The organism is Bradyrhizobium sp. PSBB068, from assembly GCA_016839165.1.
GTDB lineage: Bacteria > Pseudomonadota > Alphaproteobacteria > Rhizobiales > Xanthobacteraceae > Bradyrhizobium.
In genome coordinates, this window is the sequence record CP069300.1 from 6,151,303 (window position 1) to 6,168,765 (window position 17,463).

The following is a 17,463-nucleotide window of genomic DNA, read 5'->3' on the forward strand; positions in this document are numbered from 1 at the left end:
ATCTCACGTATTATTCTCTTTGAACACTGGTGCGAATGCCTTCCATTCGTCGTACCAGCCCGCGGGCAGATTGTACGGCTGGCAGGCGATAATCGCGCGCATGGCGCTTTCCTGATAAACGCGCATATAGGGCGTCGCCGGCGTGTCTACTGCTACCGGCATGCGTGCGAGCGTGCCGTCGCGCTTCAGATCGATATCGAACACCACCTGGGTCCGCTGCTCCTCGAGACTGCCGTAAGGTTTGTTTTTCCAGCAGCGTTCGACCTGCTGCCTGAACATCGCGCCCCAGCTGGCGGAATTGTCGGCGGACTTGCCCTTTGCCGTACCGAGCGCCGCGTTGGCGTTCATTGTGTCACCGGTGATCGACGCGCGTGTCGGATCGCGCTTGTCGAGTAGAGCCGCGATCTTGCTCTGGTCGAACACGCGATCCTTCGGCTTCTGCTCCTGTGGCGGCTTGGCGGCCTGCTGGACCGGCTTAGGCGGCGGCTTCTTCTCTTCCTTCTTGATCGCTTCCGCGATCGGATCTGGCTTCACCGGATCGGGCTTCTTCTCGACCGGCTTCGGCTCTTCCTTCGGCTTGTTCTCGACCTTCTTCGGCGGATCCGGCTTCCTGTCTTCCGGCTTCTCCACCTTCGGTGTCGGCGCCGGGGCCATATCGGTCACCACCGGCGGCTTCTTGTCCTCGATCTTGCCGACGGCATCGTCAACCGGCTTGGCTTCGGCGACCTTCTCGACCAACGGCTTGGGATTTTCCTTCTTGCCGTCCTTTTGGCCGGCCATGGCTTTGGAGAGCTGGCTGGCGTCGATCACGTCGACCGCGACCGCGTCCTCTTCCGGCATGACGAAGGCCCTGGTCGAAAACGACACCAAGCCCCACCCGATCACGAGGACGTGCAGGACAATCGATGCCGCCAGAGTCTTGTCGACCTTGACCTTCAAATCAGGCTTCCCCGTGCCTTGTCGCACATGGTGGTTATCCGCCTTCCGGGATGATGACGATGTTCGCCTTGAATCCCGCGGCCCGGACTTCCCCGAGCAGTTTCATCATATCCGTGTAACAGACGTCCTTGTCGCCGCGCAGATAGACCACTTTTTCAGCGTCCGACCGGGCGTCTCCGATCGCCTTGATCTTGGCCGGGAAATCGACTGCCGTGACCGGCGCGTCGCCGAGATACAGCTCGACATTCGAGTTGCAGCCGCCGCCGGTCCGCTTGACCGACAATGTCAGCGGCGGCTGGTTCGACGAGATCGACTTGCCGCCGCTCGCGACCGGCAGGTCGATGTCGATGTTCGACGTCATCAGCGGCGCCGCCACCATGAAGATGATCAAGAGCACCAGCATCACGTCGACCATCGGCGTGACGTTGATCTCGGCCATCACCGGCTTGCGCCCGCGGCGGCGCCTGCCGCCACCGCCGGACCCTGCCATGCTCATCGCCATGATCGTGCGCTCACAACAGTGACCATCATTGGTCTCAGCCCCGCTCGTCGATCTGACGCGACAGGATGGCCGAGAACTCGTCGGCGAACCCCTCCAGGCGCGCGGCCTGCCGGTTCACCTCCGAGGTGAACTTATTGTAGAAAATAGTCGCCGGAATTGCGGCAATCAGGCCGATTGCGGTCGCAAACAGCGCCTCGGCGATGCCGGGCGCCACCACCGCCAAAGAGGTATTTTTCGAGGCCGCGATCGACTGGAAGCTCGACATGATGCCCCAGACGGTGCCGAACAGGCCAACGAAGGGGCCGGCCGAGCCGACGGTAGCGAGCACCAGGAGCCGGCGTTCCAGCCGCTCCACCTCGCGGGCGATCGAGACGTTCATGACCTTCTCGATTCTGGCCTGCAGGCCGGCAAACGACCGCGACTGGCTCTCGAAGGAGCGCTTCCATTCGCGCATTGCGGCCACGAAACAGGCCGCCATCGACTGGGTCGGCTTGGCCGAGAGCGCCCGGTAGAGTTCCTCGATCGACTGGCCGGACCAGAACGCCTGCTCGAACTTGTCCATCGCCCGCTTGGTGCGGGCGTAGAGCAGGATCTTGTCGATCGCGATCGCCCAAACCCACACCGAGCAGGACAGAAGTCCCAGCATCACGCATTTGACGACCCAATGGGCCTGCCAAAACAACGCGATGAGCGACACATCGCTCGATGCCAGTGGCAGAGTTGACTGAGCCACATCGGCGGGATTCATCGGCAATATCCTCTCAACGCAAGTGTCCCCAATTCGGCGGGCCGCCAATCGGCGCCCCTTCCACGGCCACGCGCCCGGCGCGGCAAAACTGCGCGAGAGCCTCTTACATCTGTCGCATGGGGGGCCCGTCCAAAGCCGGGCCTTGCTTCCCCTGCCAACATGTCAAAACGAGGGCTTTTCACGCGTCATTCCGACCCTAACCAGACGCTAATCATGGTTAAGGCGAGGTTACCAAAGGGAAATTTGGAGGCGGGAAACGCCGCCGGCGGAGGGCGTTGGCGAGTTCCCGGGATGAACGGTTTGCCGCCGGGTGGCGGGGTGGCTCCCCGTCGTCCTGGCGAAAGCCAGGACCCATAACCACCGCATTCGGTAACGGACGGGATCGTGGACCCGGCATCGCGCAGCAATTGAGATTTGGGTAATGGGTCCTGGCTTTCGCCAGGACGACGGTGGTGGAATGGTCGCGATCCCACTGCCACACCACCGGTGTCCCGGAATCCATTCATCCATCCGATGCGCCGCCTGATCGATTCCGGGCTCTCGCTTCGCAAGCCCCGGAACGACGACGGAATGGTGATCGCCTCGCTAACCTCGGCTCAGGTCAAATGCCGCACAATCGCCAATCCGGCAAACAGCCCCATGATCGACAGCGCCACCGAGCCCACGACATACAGCGCCGCCAGCCCCAGCTCGCCGCGCTCATAGAGCAGTGCGGTGTCGAGCGAGAAGGCGGAGAAGGTGGTGTAGCCGCCGAGGATGCCGGTCATCAGGAACAGCCGCCAGGGCTGCGAGGCCTCGCCCCTGAAGGCGAGATAGCCGGCGATCAGGCCCATCACGGTCGAGCCGGTGATGTTGATGATGAAGGTGCCCCAAGGAAATGCGGTGCCGATGGAGCGCGCACAGGTGACGTTGACCAGATGACGCAACGTCGCGCCGAGACCGCCGCCGAAGAAGACGAGGAGATAGCTTGTCAGTTGCCCCATGAGGGCTTTGTGCCGCATGGCGGCCGATGTCGCAAGAAAACAAAAAGGGCGGCAATCGATGATGCCGCCCTCTTCCAAAAAATCTCGTCGTCATTCCCCGGTGCGCAATTGCGCACCTGAGGGCGGTCCGCAGGACCGAACCCGGAATGACAGCCGATGTGTTTAGCCGGCCTTGCCGAACAGCTCGTCGACGTAGTCCCAGTTGACGAGGCTGTCGACGAACGCCTTCAGATAGTCCGGACGGCGGTTGCGGTAGTCGATGTAGTAGGAGTGCTCCCAGACGTCGACGCCGAGGATCGGCACCGCGCCGTGGACCAGCGGGTTCTCGCCGTTCGGGGTCTTGGCGATCTCGAGCTTGCCGCCCTTGACCTGCAGCCAGGCCCAGCCGGAGCCGAACTGGCCGACGCCGGCGGCGGCGAAGTCGGTCTTGAACTTCTCGAAGCCGCCGAGGTCTTCGTTGATCTTCTTCTCGAGCCGGCCGGGCAGCTTGCTGCCGCCGCCATTCGGCTTCATCCACTTCCAGAAATGGATGTGGTTGTAGTGCTGACCGGCATTGTTGAAGACGGCCGCGTTCTTGCCGAACGAGCCCTTCACGATCTCCTCGAGGGACTTGCCTTCGAATTCGGTCCCCTTGATCGCGTTGTTGCCGTTGGTGACGTAGGCCTGGTGATGCTTGTCGTGGTGAAACTCCAGCGTTTCCTTGGACATGTAGGGCGCAAGGGCGTCGTGGGCGTAGGGCAGATCGGGTAGCGTGAAGGTCATGGGGTAATGTCCAACAGAGGGTGGGAGACTACACTTAACGGGTCCCCCTTATAGAAGGTTCCACGGCGGAGAAACACCGCATTTTCAGATCGTGTATGACTGGCCGGCAGAGCCCGAGACCACACCCAGGACGGCGACGATGAGCATCGAAATCGACATTCTCAACGGAGATGCGTCATGGCAGCGCGCCGAGCCGCTGCTTCGGGCGGTCTGGAGCCCGGAAGTCATGCGGAATAAGAGCTGGGCCGATATCAGATGGGCTCACGCGGATTTGCGCGTGCTGCTCGATGCGCCCGACGACAGCGGGCTGGCCTGCCATGTCGGTATCTATTTCCGGACCATCACCTGGAATGGCCACAAGGTGCATGTCGGCGGCATCGGCGGAGTTGCGACCCGCGAGGACTGCCGACGACGCGGCTATGCGTCGCTCGCGCTCGACGCCGCCGTACACACCATTCGTGCCAATGACGCGGTGAAATTTGCAATCTTATTCTGCGAGCCGCACAATTTCGCGTTCTACGAGGCGCGCGGCTGGCATCCCTTCAGCGGCGAAGTCACTTGCGAACAGCCCTCTGGGCAGATTCGGTTCGAGGCAATGGCGCCGTTCGTCAACGACATCGTCCGCGCCCCGCGCCAGGGCAGGATCGACCTATGCGGCCTGCCGTGGTGACCCCTGCACGCGCGCGGGTGGTTCGCGGAGGCCGCGCACCGTAACATGTCGATCATCATTTATTGATTCCGAGATGATCGATTGACGTCGAACAGCGCCCGCATCGGCAACATGCCCCCTCTCCCGCGGGTCGCCGACGCATGACCATTGAAGCCTCGATCGACGATGCACGTTCCGCCGCGGCCGCGCCTGCGGTAGCGGTCGATCACCTGCTCACCGCACCGATCCTGCCGACGCTTCTAAGGCTCGCGGTCCCCAACACCATCGCGATGTTCGGCTCGACGCTGGTTGCGGTCGCCGAGACCTCCTATATCGGCCGGCTCGGCACCGAGCCGCTGGCCGGCATCGCGCTGGTGTTTCCGTTCGCGATGCTGAACCAGATGATGTCGGCAGGCGCGATGGGCGGCGGCGTCTCCTCGGCGATCAGCCGCGCGCTCGGCGCCGGCGACCGTGACCGCGCGGCCGACCTGGCGCTGCATGCGGCGATCATCGGGGTTGGCCTCGGCCTGTTCTTCACCGTGATGATGCTGGGCTTCGGCAGCAACTTCTACGCGCTGCTCGGCGGACGCGGCGGCGTGCTCGAACAGTCCTTGCATTACTCGCAGGTGCTGTTCTCCGGCGCGATCTCGATCTGGCTGGTCAACACGCTGGCCTCCGTCGTACGCGGCACCGGCGACATGCGAATTCCCTCGATGACGCTGATCACGGTTTCGATGGTCCAGATCGCGGTCGGCGGTGTGCTCGGGCTCGGGCTGTTCGGCGTGCCGAGCTTCGGTATGCGCGGCGTCGCTGCCGGCCAGCTCACCGCCTTCACGTGTGGCGCGATCTTCCTGGCCTGGTATCTCGCCTCTGGCCGCAGCCGCCTGAAGCTCGACATCGCCGCCTTCAGATTCCAGCGCGCGATGTTTCTCGACATCCTCAAGGTCGGCGCGATCTCCTGTCTGTCGCCGCTGCAGAGCGTGCTGACCATCCTGATCTTCACCAAGATCCTGGCGGGCTTCGGCACCGAGACGCTGGCCGGATACGGCATGGGCTCCCGGCTTGAATTTCTGTTGATCCCGATCGCATTCGCGGTCGGCGTCGCCTCCGTGCCGATGGTCGGCATGGCGATCGGCGCCGGACTTGTCACGCGGGCCCGCAAGGTGGCGTGGACCGCCGGCACGGTCGCCGGACTTGTCGTCGGATTGGTCGGGCTTGTGGTCGCCCTCAAGCCGACGCTGTGGATCGCGCTGTTCACCACCGATCCCGGCGTGACGGCCGCGGCTTCGTCGTACTTCGCGCTGGCCGGACCGGGCTTCGGCTTCTTCGGCGTCGGCGTTTGTCTTTATTTCTCCTCACAAGGCGCGGCCAAGGTCGGCGGGCCCGTGCTGGCCGGCACCATCCGTCTGTTCATGGTCGGCATCGGCGGCTGGTGGCTCGCAACCGCGAGCGCCCCGGCTTGGACGCTGTTTGCGCTGGTCGGGGCGGCGATGATGGCATTCGGCCTCGCTACCATCATATCGATTCGGCTAACCCGCTGGGAATAGCATCGCCTTACCTGAGCATGGCGGCCGCGGAAACTATCTACAGAATTTTTTGGATCATACGCGCCTGATCGCGCGAATATGACATTGCAGAAATCTTTCGACTTGTTATGCAGGCCGACCTTTTGGGGAATTGCCATGACCTGCAAACTCGGATTCGTGATCGCAATCATCGCAACGGCGCTTGCCGTACCTGTCGCGCATGCACAGGGCGCGCCTGAACCTTTCGGCGTCTGGCAGACCCAGGCGGGCGACGCCCGCGTCAAGATCAGCAAATGCGGCGGCGGCATCTGCGGCGTGGTGGTGAGCCTGCGTGACCCGATCGATCCGATGACCGGCAAGCCGCAGGTCGACAACAAGAATCCCAACCCGTCGCTGGCCAACCGGCCGATCATCGGACTGTCGTTGTTCTCCGCCATGCAGCCGGTCGCCGCGGGCAAATGGTCCGGCCAGATCTACAATGCCGACGATGGCGGCACCTATGCGAGCAGCGTCTCGGTCACCAGCGAGAGCACGCTGCGCGTCGAAGGCTGCGTCGGGGCCCTGTGCGGCGGCGAGACCTGGACGCGGGTGGGACGGTGATTTCTGGCTAGGACCGCGAAGAAGGTGCGCTCCCTCTCCCGCTTGCGGGGGAGGTGCGTCGAGTTTGCGGCATCAATCGAAACTAAATCGCGCGTGCCTTCAGCACGGTAGCGGCGGAGGCATAACCGCCGCGGGCGCCGTCGATGAAGTGAACGTGGTCGGCGCGCATCACCGACGGCGTAAAGCAGGTCATCATCGCCGCATCCTGTTCGTGCAGGCCGTAGCGCACGACGCCCTGCGCGGCTGCGGCGACGAGGCGCTGCTCGAGCTCCGCGGCGAGCTCCGCCGTGCAGTCCAGGATCATGCGCAGGCCGTCGTCAAACTTGCGGAAGTCGGAATTCTCGACCAGCTGCCGCACATAGGCCTTCGGCACAAATTTGCCGACCGGGATGTTGAACCGCATCAACGTGTACGCCCACAGCGTGAAAGCGAGCACGACCGCACGCCGCAGCGCGAGCGAGCCACCGCGCCGCGCACGCGCTTCGTATTCCAGCCCTTGCGGCGGCCAGCGCAGCGGCGGGCCATTGGCGGGCACCGGCCGTCCGGCATCGGGACTTTTCTCGACGCGCCCGACGATGTCCTCGATCACCCTGCGGAAGGAATCCGGATCGGCACCCTTCGCCGGCAGCACCAGTACCGAGAGGATGACACCACGCGCCGAGGGCATCACCTCGAAACGGCAGGACAGGCCCGACAGATCGGGCTGCGTACCGGGCGGCGCCGGATCGACCGCGAACTCACCGCGCTTCATCGCGGCATCGGCGTAAGCCAGACCGCCGCCGGAGAACATCGCATAGGAGAGATTGGCCGACGGCCCGAACCGCGCGACGCGCACATCGAAGCCCGCGGCGCGGATCGCGGACATCGGCACCAGCGCCACCCGCAGCACCAGGTCGAGGTCGTCGCGCACCCAGCGCGCGGTCGCGGCCAGCGCTTCGCGCGCTCGCTCGAGATCGGCGGGCGCAACCGCGAAGCTCGCACCGTCGCCACCGAACACGAACGGAAAATCGCGACCCTCCAGCGCATTGGTGACGGAAGCGACCACCGCGGCACCGGCCATGTTGACCGCCTTGTAGCGCTGCGCTGCGATCGCCTTGGTCGATTCCACGATGTCGGCGACGCCGACCGTCCAGTCACCGGGCAGCGGCGCATACAGCGCCGGATCCATCAGGCGCGCGAAGCCGCGAAACACCGGAATGCCGCTGTAGAAGACCTCGCTGCCGCCCGCCATCGCAACGCCGTGTTGTTTCCTTGCCCAGAGCAGACTCTCTAGCAGATACGCGGGGAATTGGGGCGGGGTTTTGCCGCGTAGCCCGGTCCCGTCATCCCCGCGCAAAGGCTTCGCCTTTGTCGCTGGAGGAGCCGCGAAGCGGCGTCTCGAAGGATCGACAGCCACCAGCCGGGCCGATTCATCCTTCGAGGCTCGTCCAGCGGCGCAAGTGCCCGCAAGGCTCGCGCCTCAGGATGACGGGACTTGCACCATCCGCGGGACAAGGCATCCGACCATGTCGATGAATTTGGTGGCGTCACGCCGCCTCGCCCGCCCGCCGCCACGGCGGAAACGGATCGCGCAGCTTCTGCCATGCCTGCGGGTCCATGCCGGGCTTGCCGGTGACGAGGCAGGCATCGAGCCGGCGGCGAATGTCGTCTTCGCTCATCCCGGAGCCGATGAAGACCAGCTCCTGGCGGCGGTCGCCATAGAGATCGTTCCAGCTCCGCTGCATCATCAGCCGCCAATCCGGCTGATCCGGCCAGCGCTCGCGCGGGATCGCGGCCCACCACGAGCCGAGGCCTTCGGTACGCACGATCGCGCCGGCCTGGCTCATCTCGCCGCACCAGTCCGGGCGGGTCGCGATCCAGAAATGGCCCTTGGCGCGGATCACGCCCTGCCAGCTTTCGCGCAGGAAGGCATGGAAACGCACCGGATCGAACGGCCGCCGCGCGCGATAGACGAAGCTTGTGATGCCGTATTCCTCGGTCTCCGGCACATGCCCGGCGAACCCATAAAGCTCCTTGTGCCAGAGCGGGTGCTGCTGCGCGCGCTCATGGTCGAAGCGGCCGGTGTCGAGCACACGGTCGAACGGGATGTTCGCGAAGCTCGCCTCGACAATGTCGGCATCCGGGTTGAGCGCGCGCACGATCGTAGCCGCGGCCTCGCGCTGCGCCGGGGTTGCCGCATCGATCTTGTTCAGCACGATGACGTCGGCGAACTCGATCTGCTCGACCAGCAGGTCGACCAGCGTGCGCTTGTCGCCGTCGAGCGCCTCGCCGCGCTGGCTGAGGAAATCGGTCGAGGCATAGTCCTTCAGCAGGTTGGCGGCGTCGACCACCGTGACCATGGTGTCGAGCCGCGCGACGTCGGACAGGCTCTGCCCATCCTCGTCGCGAAACTCGAAGGTCGCAGCGACCGGCAGCGGCTCGGAGATCCCGGTGGACTCGATCAGCAGATAGTCGAACCGGCCGCTCTCGGCGAGCGCGCGCACCTCCTTCAGGAGATCGTCGCGCAGGGTGCAGCAGATGCAGCCGTTGCTCATCTCGACCAGTTTCTCGTCAGTCCGGGACAGGTTCGCACCGCCATCGCGAACGAGGTCGGCGTCGATGTTCACCTCGCTCATGTCGTTCACAATCACCGCAACCTTCAGGCCGCGGCGGTTGTTCAGGACGTGGTTCAGCAAAGTGGTCTTTCCAGCCCCGAGGAAGCCGGACAAGATGGTGACGGGGAGTTTTTGCATCGAGATCAAACAGTTGCTGGAGGGACAGGCGGCGGCGGGACATGCGGCATTCACTAGATGTAATGTTATAACATAACAACAATAGTCCACGGCCTTGTCAAGATGGAAGCTGCCTTCAGCGGAGACGGCGGCTTGTCGAATGCGCGCACCGGCCCCGTCGCGAAAAGCATCCACTCAAATGTGGGCCGCTTCACGCGCGCGTCTCATCTCAGGTTGTAGGTTTGGAAGAATGCCCGCCTGAACCCGAAAGGAACACGCCGTGACCCTCGCCTACGGATTCGTCAAGACCAAGGTGACCTCCGAGCCCACGCTGAAGCCGTCACGCCACGGGCACGAGACGCAATATCACCTGCACTGCAATCTCGATGTCGACGGCGAGCAATGGGACGTTGCAATCAATGTCGGCACCAATGACGCGGACGATCTGCTGAAATACAAGCTGGTGTTCGACTTCCGCCATCCGGTCATCCAGACGCTTGCGGCTGCGGCCGGCGGTTCGCAGGATCTAACCGGGCAAAGGAAATTGCCGGCGCTCGATTTCCTGCGCAGCAACCTGCTCGACAACACCGGCAAATGGCGCGACAGCGACGTGATGGACGGCTCCGACGACACCGAGCCGGCGGCGACGCTGAAGCGGCTGCTGTCGCGCGCGCATCGGGAGAGCCGCGACGTCTACATCTTCGGCCGCTTCTACGCGCAGGGCGACGGCCTGCACGACGTCCATCTCAACCAGGGCTCGAGCAAGGGTTTCATCCATCGCCCGGGCGATGACTCCAACGACCACAACGACATCTGGCAGGACGGCGCCGTCATGGTCGATCTCGGCGAGCCGGAATGGGCGGCCTATTTCTCCGCCTTCACCCAGCAGTTGGTACCGACCGACGATCTCGGCAATCCGCAGCCGGACGCAACCACGATCGGCTGAACAGGGCTACCCCTTCCCCAAGCCGCGCAGCACTAGCTGGTTCATACGGCTGGCGAACGCGGCGGGGTCGGCAGGCATCTCACCGTCGAGGATCTGCGCCTGCTCGAACAGCAACAGCGCGAGGTCCTTTGCCTGTGCCGTGTCGGTCGCGAGCGCTGCGACCAGCGGGTGGCGCAGATTGATCTCGAGGATCGGTTTGGTGATCTCGCCGCGGTTTTGCTGCGCCAGCAGCCGCTCGAGCGCGCGGTCGCGCGCATCGCCACCGGCGACGAGGCACGACGCGCTCGCAGTCAGCCGCTGCGAGGCGCGCACGTCAGAGACGCGCTCGCCGAGCGCATCCTTGATCACGGCGATCGTGGTCGCGGCATCGGCCGCGGGCTCGTCCGTCTTGTCCTGCTTGTCGTCGGCGAGCGGAATCAGGCCGAAATCGACATCGCCCTGGCTCAGCGACTTCAGCGGCTTGCCGCCGAAATCGATCGGCGCCGAGGTCCAGAACGCATCGACGGGATCGGTCAGCAGCAGCACTTCGATGCCGCGGGCGCGCGCCGATTCCAGCTTCGGGTTCGATTTCAGCCGCTCGACGCTGTCGCCGACCAGGTAATAGATCTCAGTCTGGTTCGGCTTGAAGTCGTCGACAATCTGCTTCAGCGAGCGGTTCTCGCCCGACGTCGTGGTGAAGCGCGAAAGCGCCAGCAGCTTCTCGCGGCGCTCGAAATCCTCCCACAGGCCTTCCTTGATGACAGGGCCGAACGCATCCCAGATCTTGCCGAAGCTCTCGGGCTCCTTCTCGCTGAGCGTCTCCAGCTCGCCGACGACGCGGCTGGTGACCGCCTTGCGGATCTGCGCGAGTTGCGGATTGTTCTGCAGCATCTCGCGCGAGATGTTGAGCGGCAGATCCTCGCTGTCGATCACGCCGCGGATGAAGCGCAGGTAGGCCGGCAGCAGCTCGGCGTCGTCGGCGATGAAGACGCGGCGGACATAGAGCTTGACCTTGCCCTTGCGCTCGACCTGGAACAGGTCGAACGGCTTTTGCGACGGCGCGAACAGCAGCACCGCGTAGGACTGGCGGCCCTCGGCGCGGTAATGCAGCGTCATCGCCGGCTCGTCGAACGCGCCCGCGATCTGCTTGTAGGCCTGCGCATAATCCTCCGGCTTCAGCTCGGATTTCGAGCGCTGCCACAGCGCGCTCGCCGAATTGATCTGGCGCGGCTCGCCCTCCTCCGGCACCAGCAGGATCGGAAACTGGATGTTGTCGGAATATTCGCGGACGATGCGCTCGATCTCGTAAGCCTCGAGATATTTGGCGGCGTCCTTCTTCAGATGCAGCACGATCTCGGTGCCGCGCGCGACGCGCTGGGCTGCCTCCTCGCTGGCCGGCGCGATCTCGAAACCGCTGCCGCCTTCCGACGTCCACACCCAGACCTCGTCGGAGCCGGCGCGGCGGCTGGTGACGATGATTTTGTCGGCGACCATGAAGGCGGCATAGAAGCCGACGCCGAACTGGCCGATCAGATTGGCGCCGTCCTTGGCTTCGGTCAGCTTCGACAGGAACGATTTGGTGCCGGAGCGCGCGATGGTACCGAGATTGTCGATCAGCTCCGCCCGCTCCATGCCGATGCCGGTATCGACCACGGACAGCGTGTCGGCCGCCTTGTTCGGGATGATCCTGATCTCCGGCGGCGTGCCATCGGTGATCAGGCCGGGATTGGCAATCGCCTCATAGCGCAGCTTGTCGCAGGCATCAGACGCGTTCGAGATCAATTCGCGCAGGAAGATGTCGGTCTCGGAATAGACCGAATGCACCATCAGGTGCAGCAATTCGGCAACCTCGGCCTGGAACGGCTGGGATTCAGCGGCGGCAGTTGTGGTCATGCGGGAAACTCGGACAAACGTGAGGTGGCGGAAAGCCCTGATATAGCGCGATCGCGCCCCGTGGCAAGATTTGCGAGCCGAGGGAACCGTCAATCCGATATCGCGGAGAGATAGCGCTGCACCGATCGGTCGAACGCTGCCTTGGCATCGGAGGCGATGTTCTTGCCCCACCAGGCGCCGTAGATGCGATCATACGCCAACAGCTCGACCGCGCGCGCGACGCGGCGGACCGCTGACGCATTGAGCGGGATGTAGTTCGGATAGGAATACATGAAACTGACCGAGCGGCGGTCCATCGCCACCATCGCAATGTCGCCGGTGAGCAGCGCACCGCGCCCGTCGGCGCCCCTGCGCCAATGCAGCATGGTGGCGCCGGCGAAATGCCCCCCGGCCCGCACCAGCACGATGTCGTCGGAGATGCGATGGCTGTCACCCTGCCACGGTACGATCGACCGATAGGGCCGCGTCACCCATTGCGCGTCGTCGCCGTGCAGATAGACCGGCGCGTCGTCGAACGCGGCGCTCCAGTCGGCGACCGCACCATAATAATGCGGATGCGAGATCGCGATCGCCTTCAGCCCGCCGAGCGATCTGACATGTGCGATCGCCTCGGCTGTCGCCAGCGGCACGCAGTCCCACATCACGCAGCCGCCGCGATCCGGCACCAGCAGCGCGCGCTGCCCGATCGCAAATGACGGCTCGAGCGCCAACCCGACGAGGCCGAGATCGTCGCGCCAGACGAGCTTGTGCCGGCCTGCGAGCTGCTCGCGAGTCAGCCACGCCTGCCCGTTCCAGTTGACATATTGCCGCTCGTCCTCGCAGATCGGGCAGCACGGCGGCGGCGCCGCGGTTTCGGGAAATTGGGCGCCGCATTGTTCGCAGGTCCAGAGAGGCATGAGAGCACACGCGTTGGGGTGAAGCCGTACGCCTGCTGTACGTCAGCAGCGGAAGACGTTCAATGCCGGCGCCCCAGTTCCATCTGCATCTCGGCGACCAAGCTGTTCGGCCAGTGGGGTATCGACGGCACCTCGCTCACCGACGTCGCTGGGGTGGCGAAAGTACCGCTCTCCAGCATCTACGACTATTTCGAGGACAAGCGCGCGCTGGTGCTCGACGTGCCCGAAGGCAATTACGAAGCGCTGTATCAGAAGACCGAGCCGCTGCTGGTGAAGGGCGGCGACCCGGTCGAGCAGCTTCGCATCACGGCCGCAAATACGACCTGGTGAAGAAGGGCGGGACGCTGTTCACCACCCTGCACAACGGGTTCGTTCAGCACTAAAGCGCGAGAGGTTGGGTTGAATCGTCATCGCGCTTTGGTTCGTTGCTTGAGCATGATCTTTTCGGAAAACCGCTTCGCACTTTTCCGGGTCATGCTTTAGGCGTGCCCTCGACGCGCCGGCCGTGCAAATGACGACGGTTTGGTACAAGCGATCGTTGCAGAAAATCGTTACACAGTCTTGCCGATCATGTTCTAGTGTGACACGGCGACGCCCCGCGGCCGGACGCGCGGGCACCGGGGATGGGAGCGAACCGATGGACGTCAAGGCTGTTCTGCCGCCGCGAGGCCGCGACTATCGGCTCGATCTTCTGCGCGGCTTCGCCAATTGGGCGATCTATCTCGATCACATCCCGAACAACGCGGTGAACTGGATCACGCAGAAGAACTTCGGCTTCAGCGACGCGGCCGATCTGTTCGTGTTCATCTCCGGCTACACCGCATCCTTCGTCTACGCGCGCATGATGCTCGAACGCGGGACGGTGATCGGCGCCACCCGACTGATCAAGCGGGCCTGGCAGATCTATGTCGCGCACGTCCTGCTGTTCGTGATCTACATCGCCGAGATCGGCTACCTCGCGCAGCGCTACCACGACCCCAATCTGGAGAACGAATTCAACGTCGCGGGCTTCATGCAGAATCCGGCCGAGACGCTCTATCAGGGCCTGATCCTGGCGTTCAAGCCGGTCAACATGGACGTGCTGCCGCTCTATATCGCGCTGATGCTGGTCTATCCGCTGGTGCTGTGGGCAATGCTGCGGAAGCTCAATCTGACGCTGGCAGCCTCGTTCCTGCTCTATCTCGCCGCACGCCATTTCGGCTGGAACCTGCCGGCCTATCCGTCCGGCACATGGTACTTCAACCCGTTCTGCTGGCAGTTCCTGTTCGTGTTCGGCGGCTGGTTCGCGCTCGGCGGCGCCAGCGAATCGATCAATTTCATCCGCTCGCGCGCCTTCCTGTGGCTCGGCGGCGCCTATCTGCTGTTCGCACTGGTCATGACCCTGGCGGGCCGCTTCCCCGAACTCGGCCAGGCGATGCCGCCCTGGCTCTATGATGCGTTCAACCCGAACGACAAGACCAACCTCGCCCCCTATCGCGTGCTGCACTTCGTGGTGCTCGCCTTCTTCGTCACGCGCTTCCTGCCGCGCGAATGGCCGGGCTACGAATGGCCGATCATGCAGCCGATCATCAAATGCGGTCAGCAGTCGCTCGAAGTGTTCTGCACCGGCGTCTTCCTCGCGGTGGTCGCGCATGTGGTGCTGGTCGAGGTGTCCGGCAGCCTCTGGATGCAGATCGTGGTGAGCATTGTCGGCATCGTGCTGATGACCGTGCTCGCTTATTACCGCTCCTGGTCGAAGAAGGTCGACAAGGCGCCCGCGAAGAAGCAAGTGGCTGCGCAGGCGCCGGCGGCCGCAAATCCGGCGGAATAGCCGGCAGGCCTCTCAAGGCCGGCGCGGGTGGCCAGCGGCGCTCTCGATGCGCTAGAGTGGTGGGATGTCCCGCGCCTTTGTTCACGACCATCCCGACATCCTGCAACTCGAAGCCGACGTGCTCGACGCACGGCCCGGCGCAATCCTGGTCGAACACTCGCCGTTCTTTCCGGGCGGTGGCGGCCAACTCGCCGACCGCGGGTTCTGAGATGGTCGGGCGGCGAGCTGTTGGTGACCGGGCTCGCGCGTGACGAACGCGGCCTCTGGCACATGGTGGAGGATGATCGCCTGATCTTCGGCAAGGTCATGCTCGAGATCGAGCCGACATTTCGCGCGTTGATGTGCGAGCTGCACACGCTCGCCCATGTCATCAACGCGCTGGTCTACACGCGGTTCGGCGGCGCGCTTCTGACCGGGGCGCAACTCAATGCCGACGGCACCTTCCGGGTCGATTTCGACCTGCCCGGCGCCGACAATGAAGGCCTGCGGGCGCTCGAGGCGCCGCTGAACGACATCATCCGGCAGGACCTTCCGGTCAGTGCCGCCTTCATGGCGCATACCGAGGCGCAAGCCATCCCCGGATTGTTCCGCAGCAAGGCCGTCGCGCCGCCGGTCGGCGAAGACGGCCTCGTCCGGATCGTCGAGATCCTCGGTCTCGACCGGCAGGCCTGCGGCGGCACCCATCTGGCCTCGACCGGGCAATCGCGCCCTGCGCGTATCGTCAAGATCGACAACAAGGGCCGCCAGAACCGCAGGATCAAGCTCGCGGTCTGACCGGCCCCGGCAAGCCTTGCACCGAGCAACCCTTACGCCACCAACGTCCTGGTCGTGCCTGGGGACGGCGTTGCGAGCGGGTGCTCGACGGGGCGCGATCGGCTTGTTAAGTCGCGTCTTCGCAAGGATGATTTGAGTCGAGGACATGACCGTAGCGATCGAGATGGGACAAACGACGGCCGGCGCCGCGGCGGCCATCGACCTCGAGGAGCTATTGGCCACGCGCCTGCTGGTGCAGGGCAATTCGGGTTCCGGCAAGTCCCATCTGTTGCGCCGTCTGCTGGAGCAGAGCGCGCCCTGGGTGCAGCAGACCATCATCGATCCCGAGGGCGACTTCGTGACCCTGGCTGAGCGATTCGGTCACCTCGTGATCGACGCCGAGGATCACACCGAGCGCAGCCTGCAGGTCGCCGGCGAACGGGTACGCATCCATCGCGTCTCCACGGTACTCAATCTCGAGGGGCTCGACGCCGAGAATCAGATGCGGCGCGCTGCGGCCTTCCTCGGCGGCTTGTTCGACGTTGCCCGCGACCACTGGTATCCGATGCTCGTGGTGGTGGACGAGGCGCAGCTGTTCGCGCCCGCGATCGCAGGCGAGGTGTCCGACGAGGCGCGCAAGCTGTCGCTTGGTGCGATGACCAATTTGATGTGCCGCGGCCGCAAGCGCGGGCTTGCCGGGATCATCGCGACCCAGCGGCTGGCGAAGCTCGCCAAGAACGTCGCGGCCGAGGCCTCGAACTTCCTGATGGGCCGGACCTTCCTGGATATCGACATGGCGCGCGCCGCCGATCTGCTCGGCATGGAGCGGCGGCAGGCGGAAGCCTTCCGCGATCTCGAGCGCGGACAATTCATGGCGCTGGGACCGGCGCTTTCGCGCCGACCGCTCGGCCTGCGCATCGGTCCGACCGACACACAGCCGCGCAATGCGGCCCCGCGCCTGATGCCGCTGCCTGAAGCGACACTGGAGGACGCGCGCGCCATCATCCTCGCGGCCCCGCCGCCCGAAACGACCGCCAGGCCGCCGCGCCGGGCGCCGGCACCCGACCTGCTCAGCCAGCTGATGGCCGCCAGGCCGGCGGTGCCGGAGTTCGATCCCGAGGCCGCGGAGCCGTCGCCGAGCGCCGAGCAACTGGCCGAGCGGCGTGAGCGGCTGGATCGTATCCTGCGCGCCATTCTCGCCGAGCCCGATGCCGGCTTCCGCGCCATCGGCGTGCTCTATCAGGAGTTCGTGGTGCGCTGCCGGATCGAGGGTCTCGGAGCCGTGGTGCCGGAGCTGACCGATTTCCGCCGCATGCTGACGCGCGCCCGCGCCGGACTTGGCACCGAGATGGCGGAAGACGACGCCTGGCAGGATGTGCAGCTGCGCGCCGCGATCCTGCCCGAGGACATGCAGGGCGTCTTCATGATGATCGCGCGCGCTGCGAAGGAAGGCTGGCCCTGCCCGAGCGATGCCGCGATCGCCCGCGCCTACGGCACGCACTCGCTGCGCCGCGCGCGGCATCTTCTGACCTATATCGAAGAGCAGGGCCTGATCGTCTGCCAGCTCGACGGCGCCGGAAGGCGGATCGTGACGCTGGTGGAACTGGCCTGGGCGACCGCGGCCGCCGACCCGAACGCCGACGACGTGGCAACGGAGGCGGCCAGCTCGCCGCTGTGATCGAACGGTGAGCCGCGCGCCGCCGGGCACGGTGCGTACCCCGGAAGCACGGCATGAGACGAACATGAAACGAAAAGGCCCACCGAGT

Annotated in this window: 15 protein-coding genes and 2 pseudogenes; 8 read left to right on the top strand and 9 right to left on the bottom strand. The window is 64.7% G+C overall.

Features of this window, described 5'->3' with window-relative positions:
- Positions 1–3: 3 nt before the first annotated feature.
- From JQ507_28695 to JQ507_28715, 5 genes are all read right to left on the bottom strand, one after another.
- Complete coding sequence (locus tag JQ507_28695; GenBank protein ID QRI68832.1) at positions 4–939, bottom strand: protein TolA; 936 nt, start codon at positions 937–939, stop codon at positions 4–6.
- A 34-nt stretch (positions 940–973) separates the two neighbouring features.
- Positions 974–1,441 carry a biopolymer transporter ExbD gene (locus JQ507_28700; protein ID QRI68833.1) on the bottom strand — a complete coding sequence of 156 codons (468 nt, stop codon included), beginning with the start codon at positions 1,439–1,441 and terminating at the stop codon, positions 974–976.
- Positions 1,442–1,475: 34 nt separating this feature from the next.
- Positions 1,476–2,189 (bottom strand): protein TolQ, encoded by a 714-nt coding sequence (tolQ, locus tag JQ507_28705; GenBank protein ID QRI68834.1) that lies wholly within the window; start codon positions 2,187–2,189, stop codon positions 1,476–1,478.
- Positions 2,190–2,785: 596 nt separating this feature from the next.
- Entirely contained in the window at positions 2,786–3,172 is a 387-nt protein-coding gene (gene crcB, locus JQ507_28710; GenBank protein QRI68835.1) for a fluoride efflux transporter CrcB, read from the bottom strand.
- A gap of 162 nt (positions 3,173–3,334) precedes the next feature.
- Positions 3,335–3,934 (bottom strand): superoxide dismutase, encoded by a 600-nt coding sequence (locus tag JQ507_28715; protein QRI68836.1) that lies wholly within the window; start codon positions 3,932–3,934, stop codon positions 3,335–3,337.
- 139 nt (positions 3,935–4,073) lie between these two features.
- Between JQ507_28715 and JQ507_28720 the strand changes: the two genes are divergently transcribed.
- The 3 genes from JQ507_28720 to JQ507_28730 all read left to right on the top strand — a co-directional run bounded on the left by JQ507_28720 (position 4,074) and on the right by JQ507_28730 (position 6,709).
- Complete coding sequence (locus JQ507_28720) at positions 4,074–4,604, top strand: GNAT family N-acetyltransferase (protein QRI68837.1); 531 nt, start codon at positions 4,074–4,076, stop codon at positions 4,602–4,604.
- A 140-nt stretch (positions 4,605–4,744) separates the two neighbouring features.
- Positions 4,745–6,130 carry an MATE family efflux transporter gene (locus JQ507_28725; protein QRI68838.1) on the top strand — a complete coding sequence of 462 codons (1,386 nt, stop codon included), beginning with the start codon at positions 4,745–4,747 and terminating at the stop codon, positions 6,128–6,130.
- Positions 6,131–6,265: 135 nt separating this feature from the next.
- Complete coding sequence (locus JQ507_28730) at positions 6,266–6,709, top strand: DUF2147 domain-containing protein (protein ID QRI68839.1); 444 nt, start codon at positions 6,266–6,268, stop codon at positions 6,707–6,709.
- Positions 6,710–6,791: 82 nt separating this feature from the next.
- On the opposite strand, the gene JQ507_28735 is transcribed toward JQ507_28730, so the two are convergent.
- Both JQ507_28735 and zigA read right to left on the bottom strand, forming a co-directional pair.
- Positions 6,792–7,940 (bottom strand): DUF3095 domain-containing protein, encoded by a 1,149-nt coding sequence (locus JQ507_28735; GenBank protein ID QRI68840.1) that lies wholly within the window; start codon positions 7,938–7,940, stop codon positions 6,792–6,794.
- Between the two features lie 295 nt (positions 7,941–8,235).
- Entirely contained in the window at positions 8,236–9,441 is a 1,206-nt protein-coding gene (gene zigA / locus JQ507_28740) for a zinc metallochaperone GTPase ZigA (GenBank protein ID QRI68841.1), read from the bottom strand.
- Between the two features lie 259 nt (positions 9,442–9,700).
- Here zigA and JQ507_28745 point away from each other — a divergent pair, with 259 nt between their 5' ends.
- The gene (locus JQ507_28745) at positions 9,701–10,366 is read left to right on the top strand and encodes a DUF2278 family protein (GenBank protein QRI68842.1); all 666 of its coding nucleotides are present in this window, start codon (positions 9,701–9,703) and stop codon (positions 10,364–10,366) included.
- A 6-nt stretch (positions 10,367–10,372) separates the two neighbouring features.
- On the opposite strand, the gene htpG is transcribed toward JQ507_28745, so the two are convergent.
- Entirely contained in the window at positions 10,373–12,238 is a 1,866-nt protein-coding gene (gene htpG / locus JQ507_28750) for a molecular chaperone HtpG (GenBank protein QRI68843.1), read from the bottom strand.
- A gap of 89 nt (positions 12,239–12,327) precedes the next feature.
- A complete protein-coding gene (locus tag JQ507_28755; GenBank protein QRI68844.1) occupies positions 12,328–13,134 on the bottom strand; it encodes an MBL fold metallo-hydrolase in 807 nt (268 codons plus the stop codon).
- An 81-nt stretch (positions 13,135–13,215) separates the two neighbouring features.
- On the opposite strand from JQ507_28755, the pseudogene JQ507_28760 reads away from it, so the two are divergent.
- The 4 genes and pseudogenes from JQ507_28760 to JQ507_28775 all read left to right on the top strand — a co-directional run bounded on the left by JQ507_28760 (position 13,216) and on the right by JQ507_28775 (position 17,375).
- Positions 13,216–13,517 (top strand): annotated as a pseudogene (locus tag JQ507_28760) (helix-turn-helix transcriptional regulator).
- Between the two features lie 254 nt (positions 13,518–13,771).
- On the top strand, positions 13,772–14,944 hold the full coding sequence (locus JQ507_28765; GenBank protein QRI68845.1) for an OpgC domain-containing protein: 1,173 nt from the start codon (positions 13,772–13,774) through the stop codon (positions 14,942–14,944).
- A gap of 64 nt (positions 14,945–15,008) precedes the next feature.
- Positions 15,009–15,718, top strand: a pseudogene (locus tag JQ507_28770) (alanyl-tRNA editing protein).
- Between the two features lie 145 nt (positions 15,719–15,863).
- Positions 15,864–17,375 (top strand): ATP-binding protein, encoded by a 1,512-nt coding sequence (locus tag JQ507_28775; protein ID QRI68846.1) that lies wholly within the window; start codon positions 15,864–15,866, stop codon positions 17,373–17,375.
- Positions 17,376–17,463 lie beyond the last annotated feature (88 nt).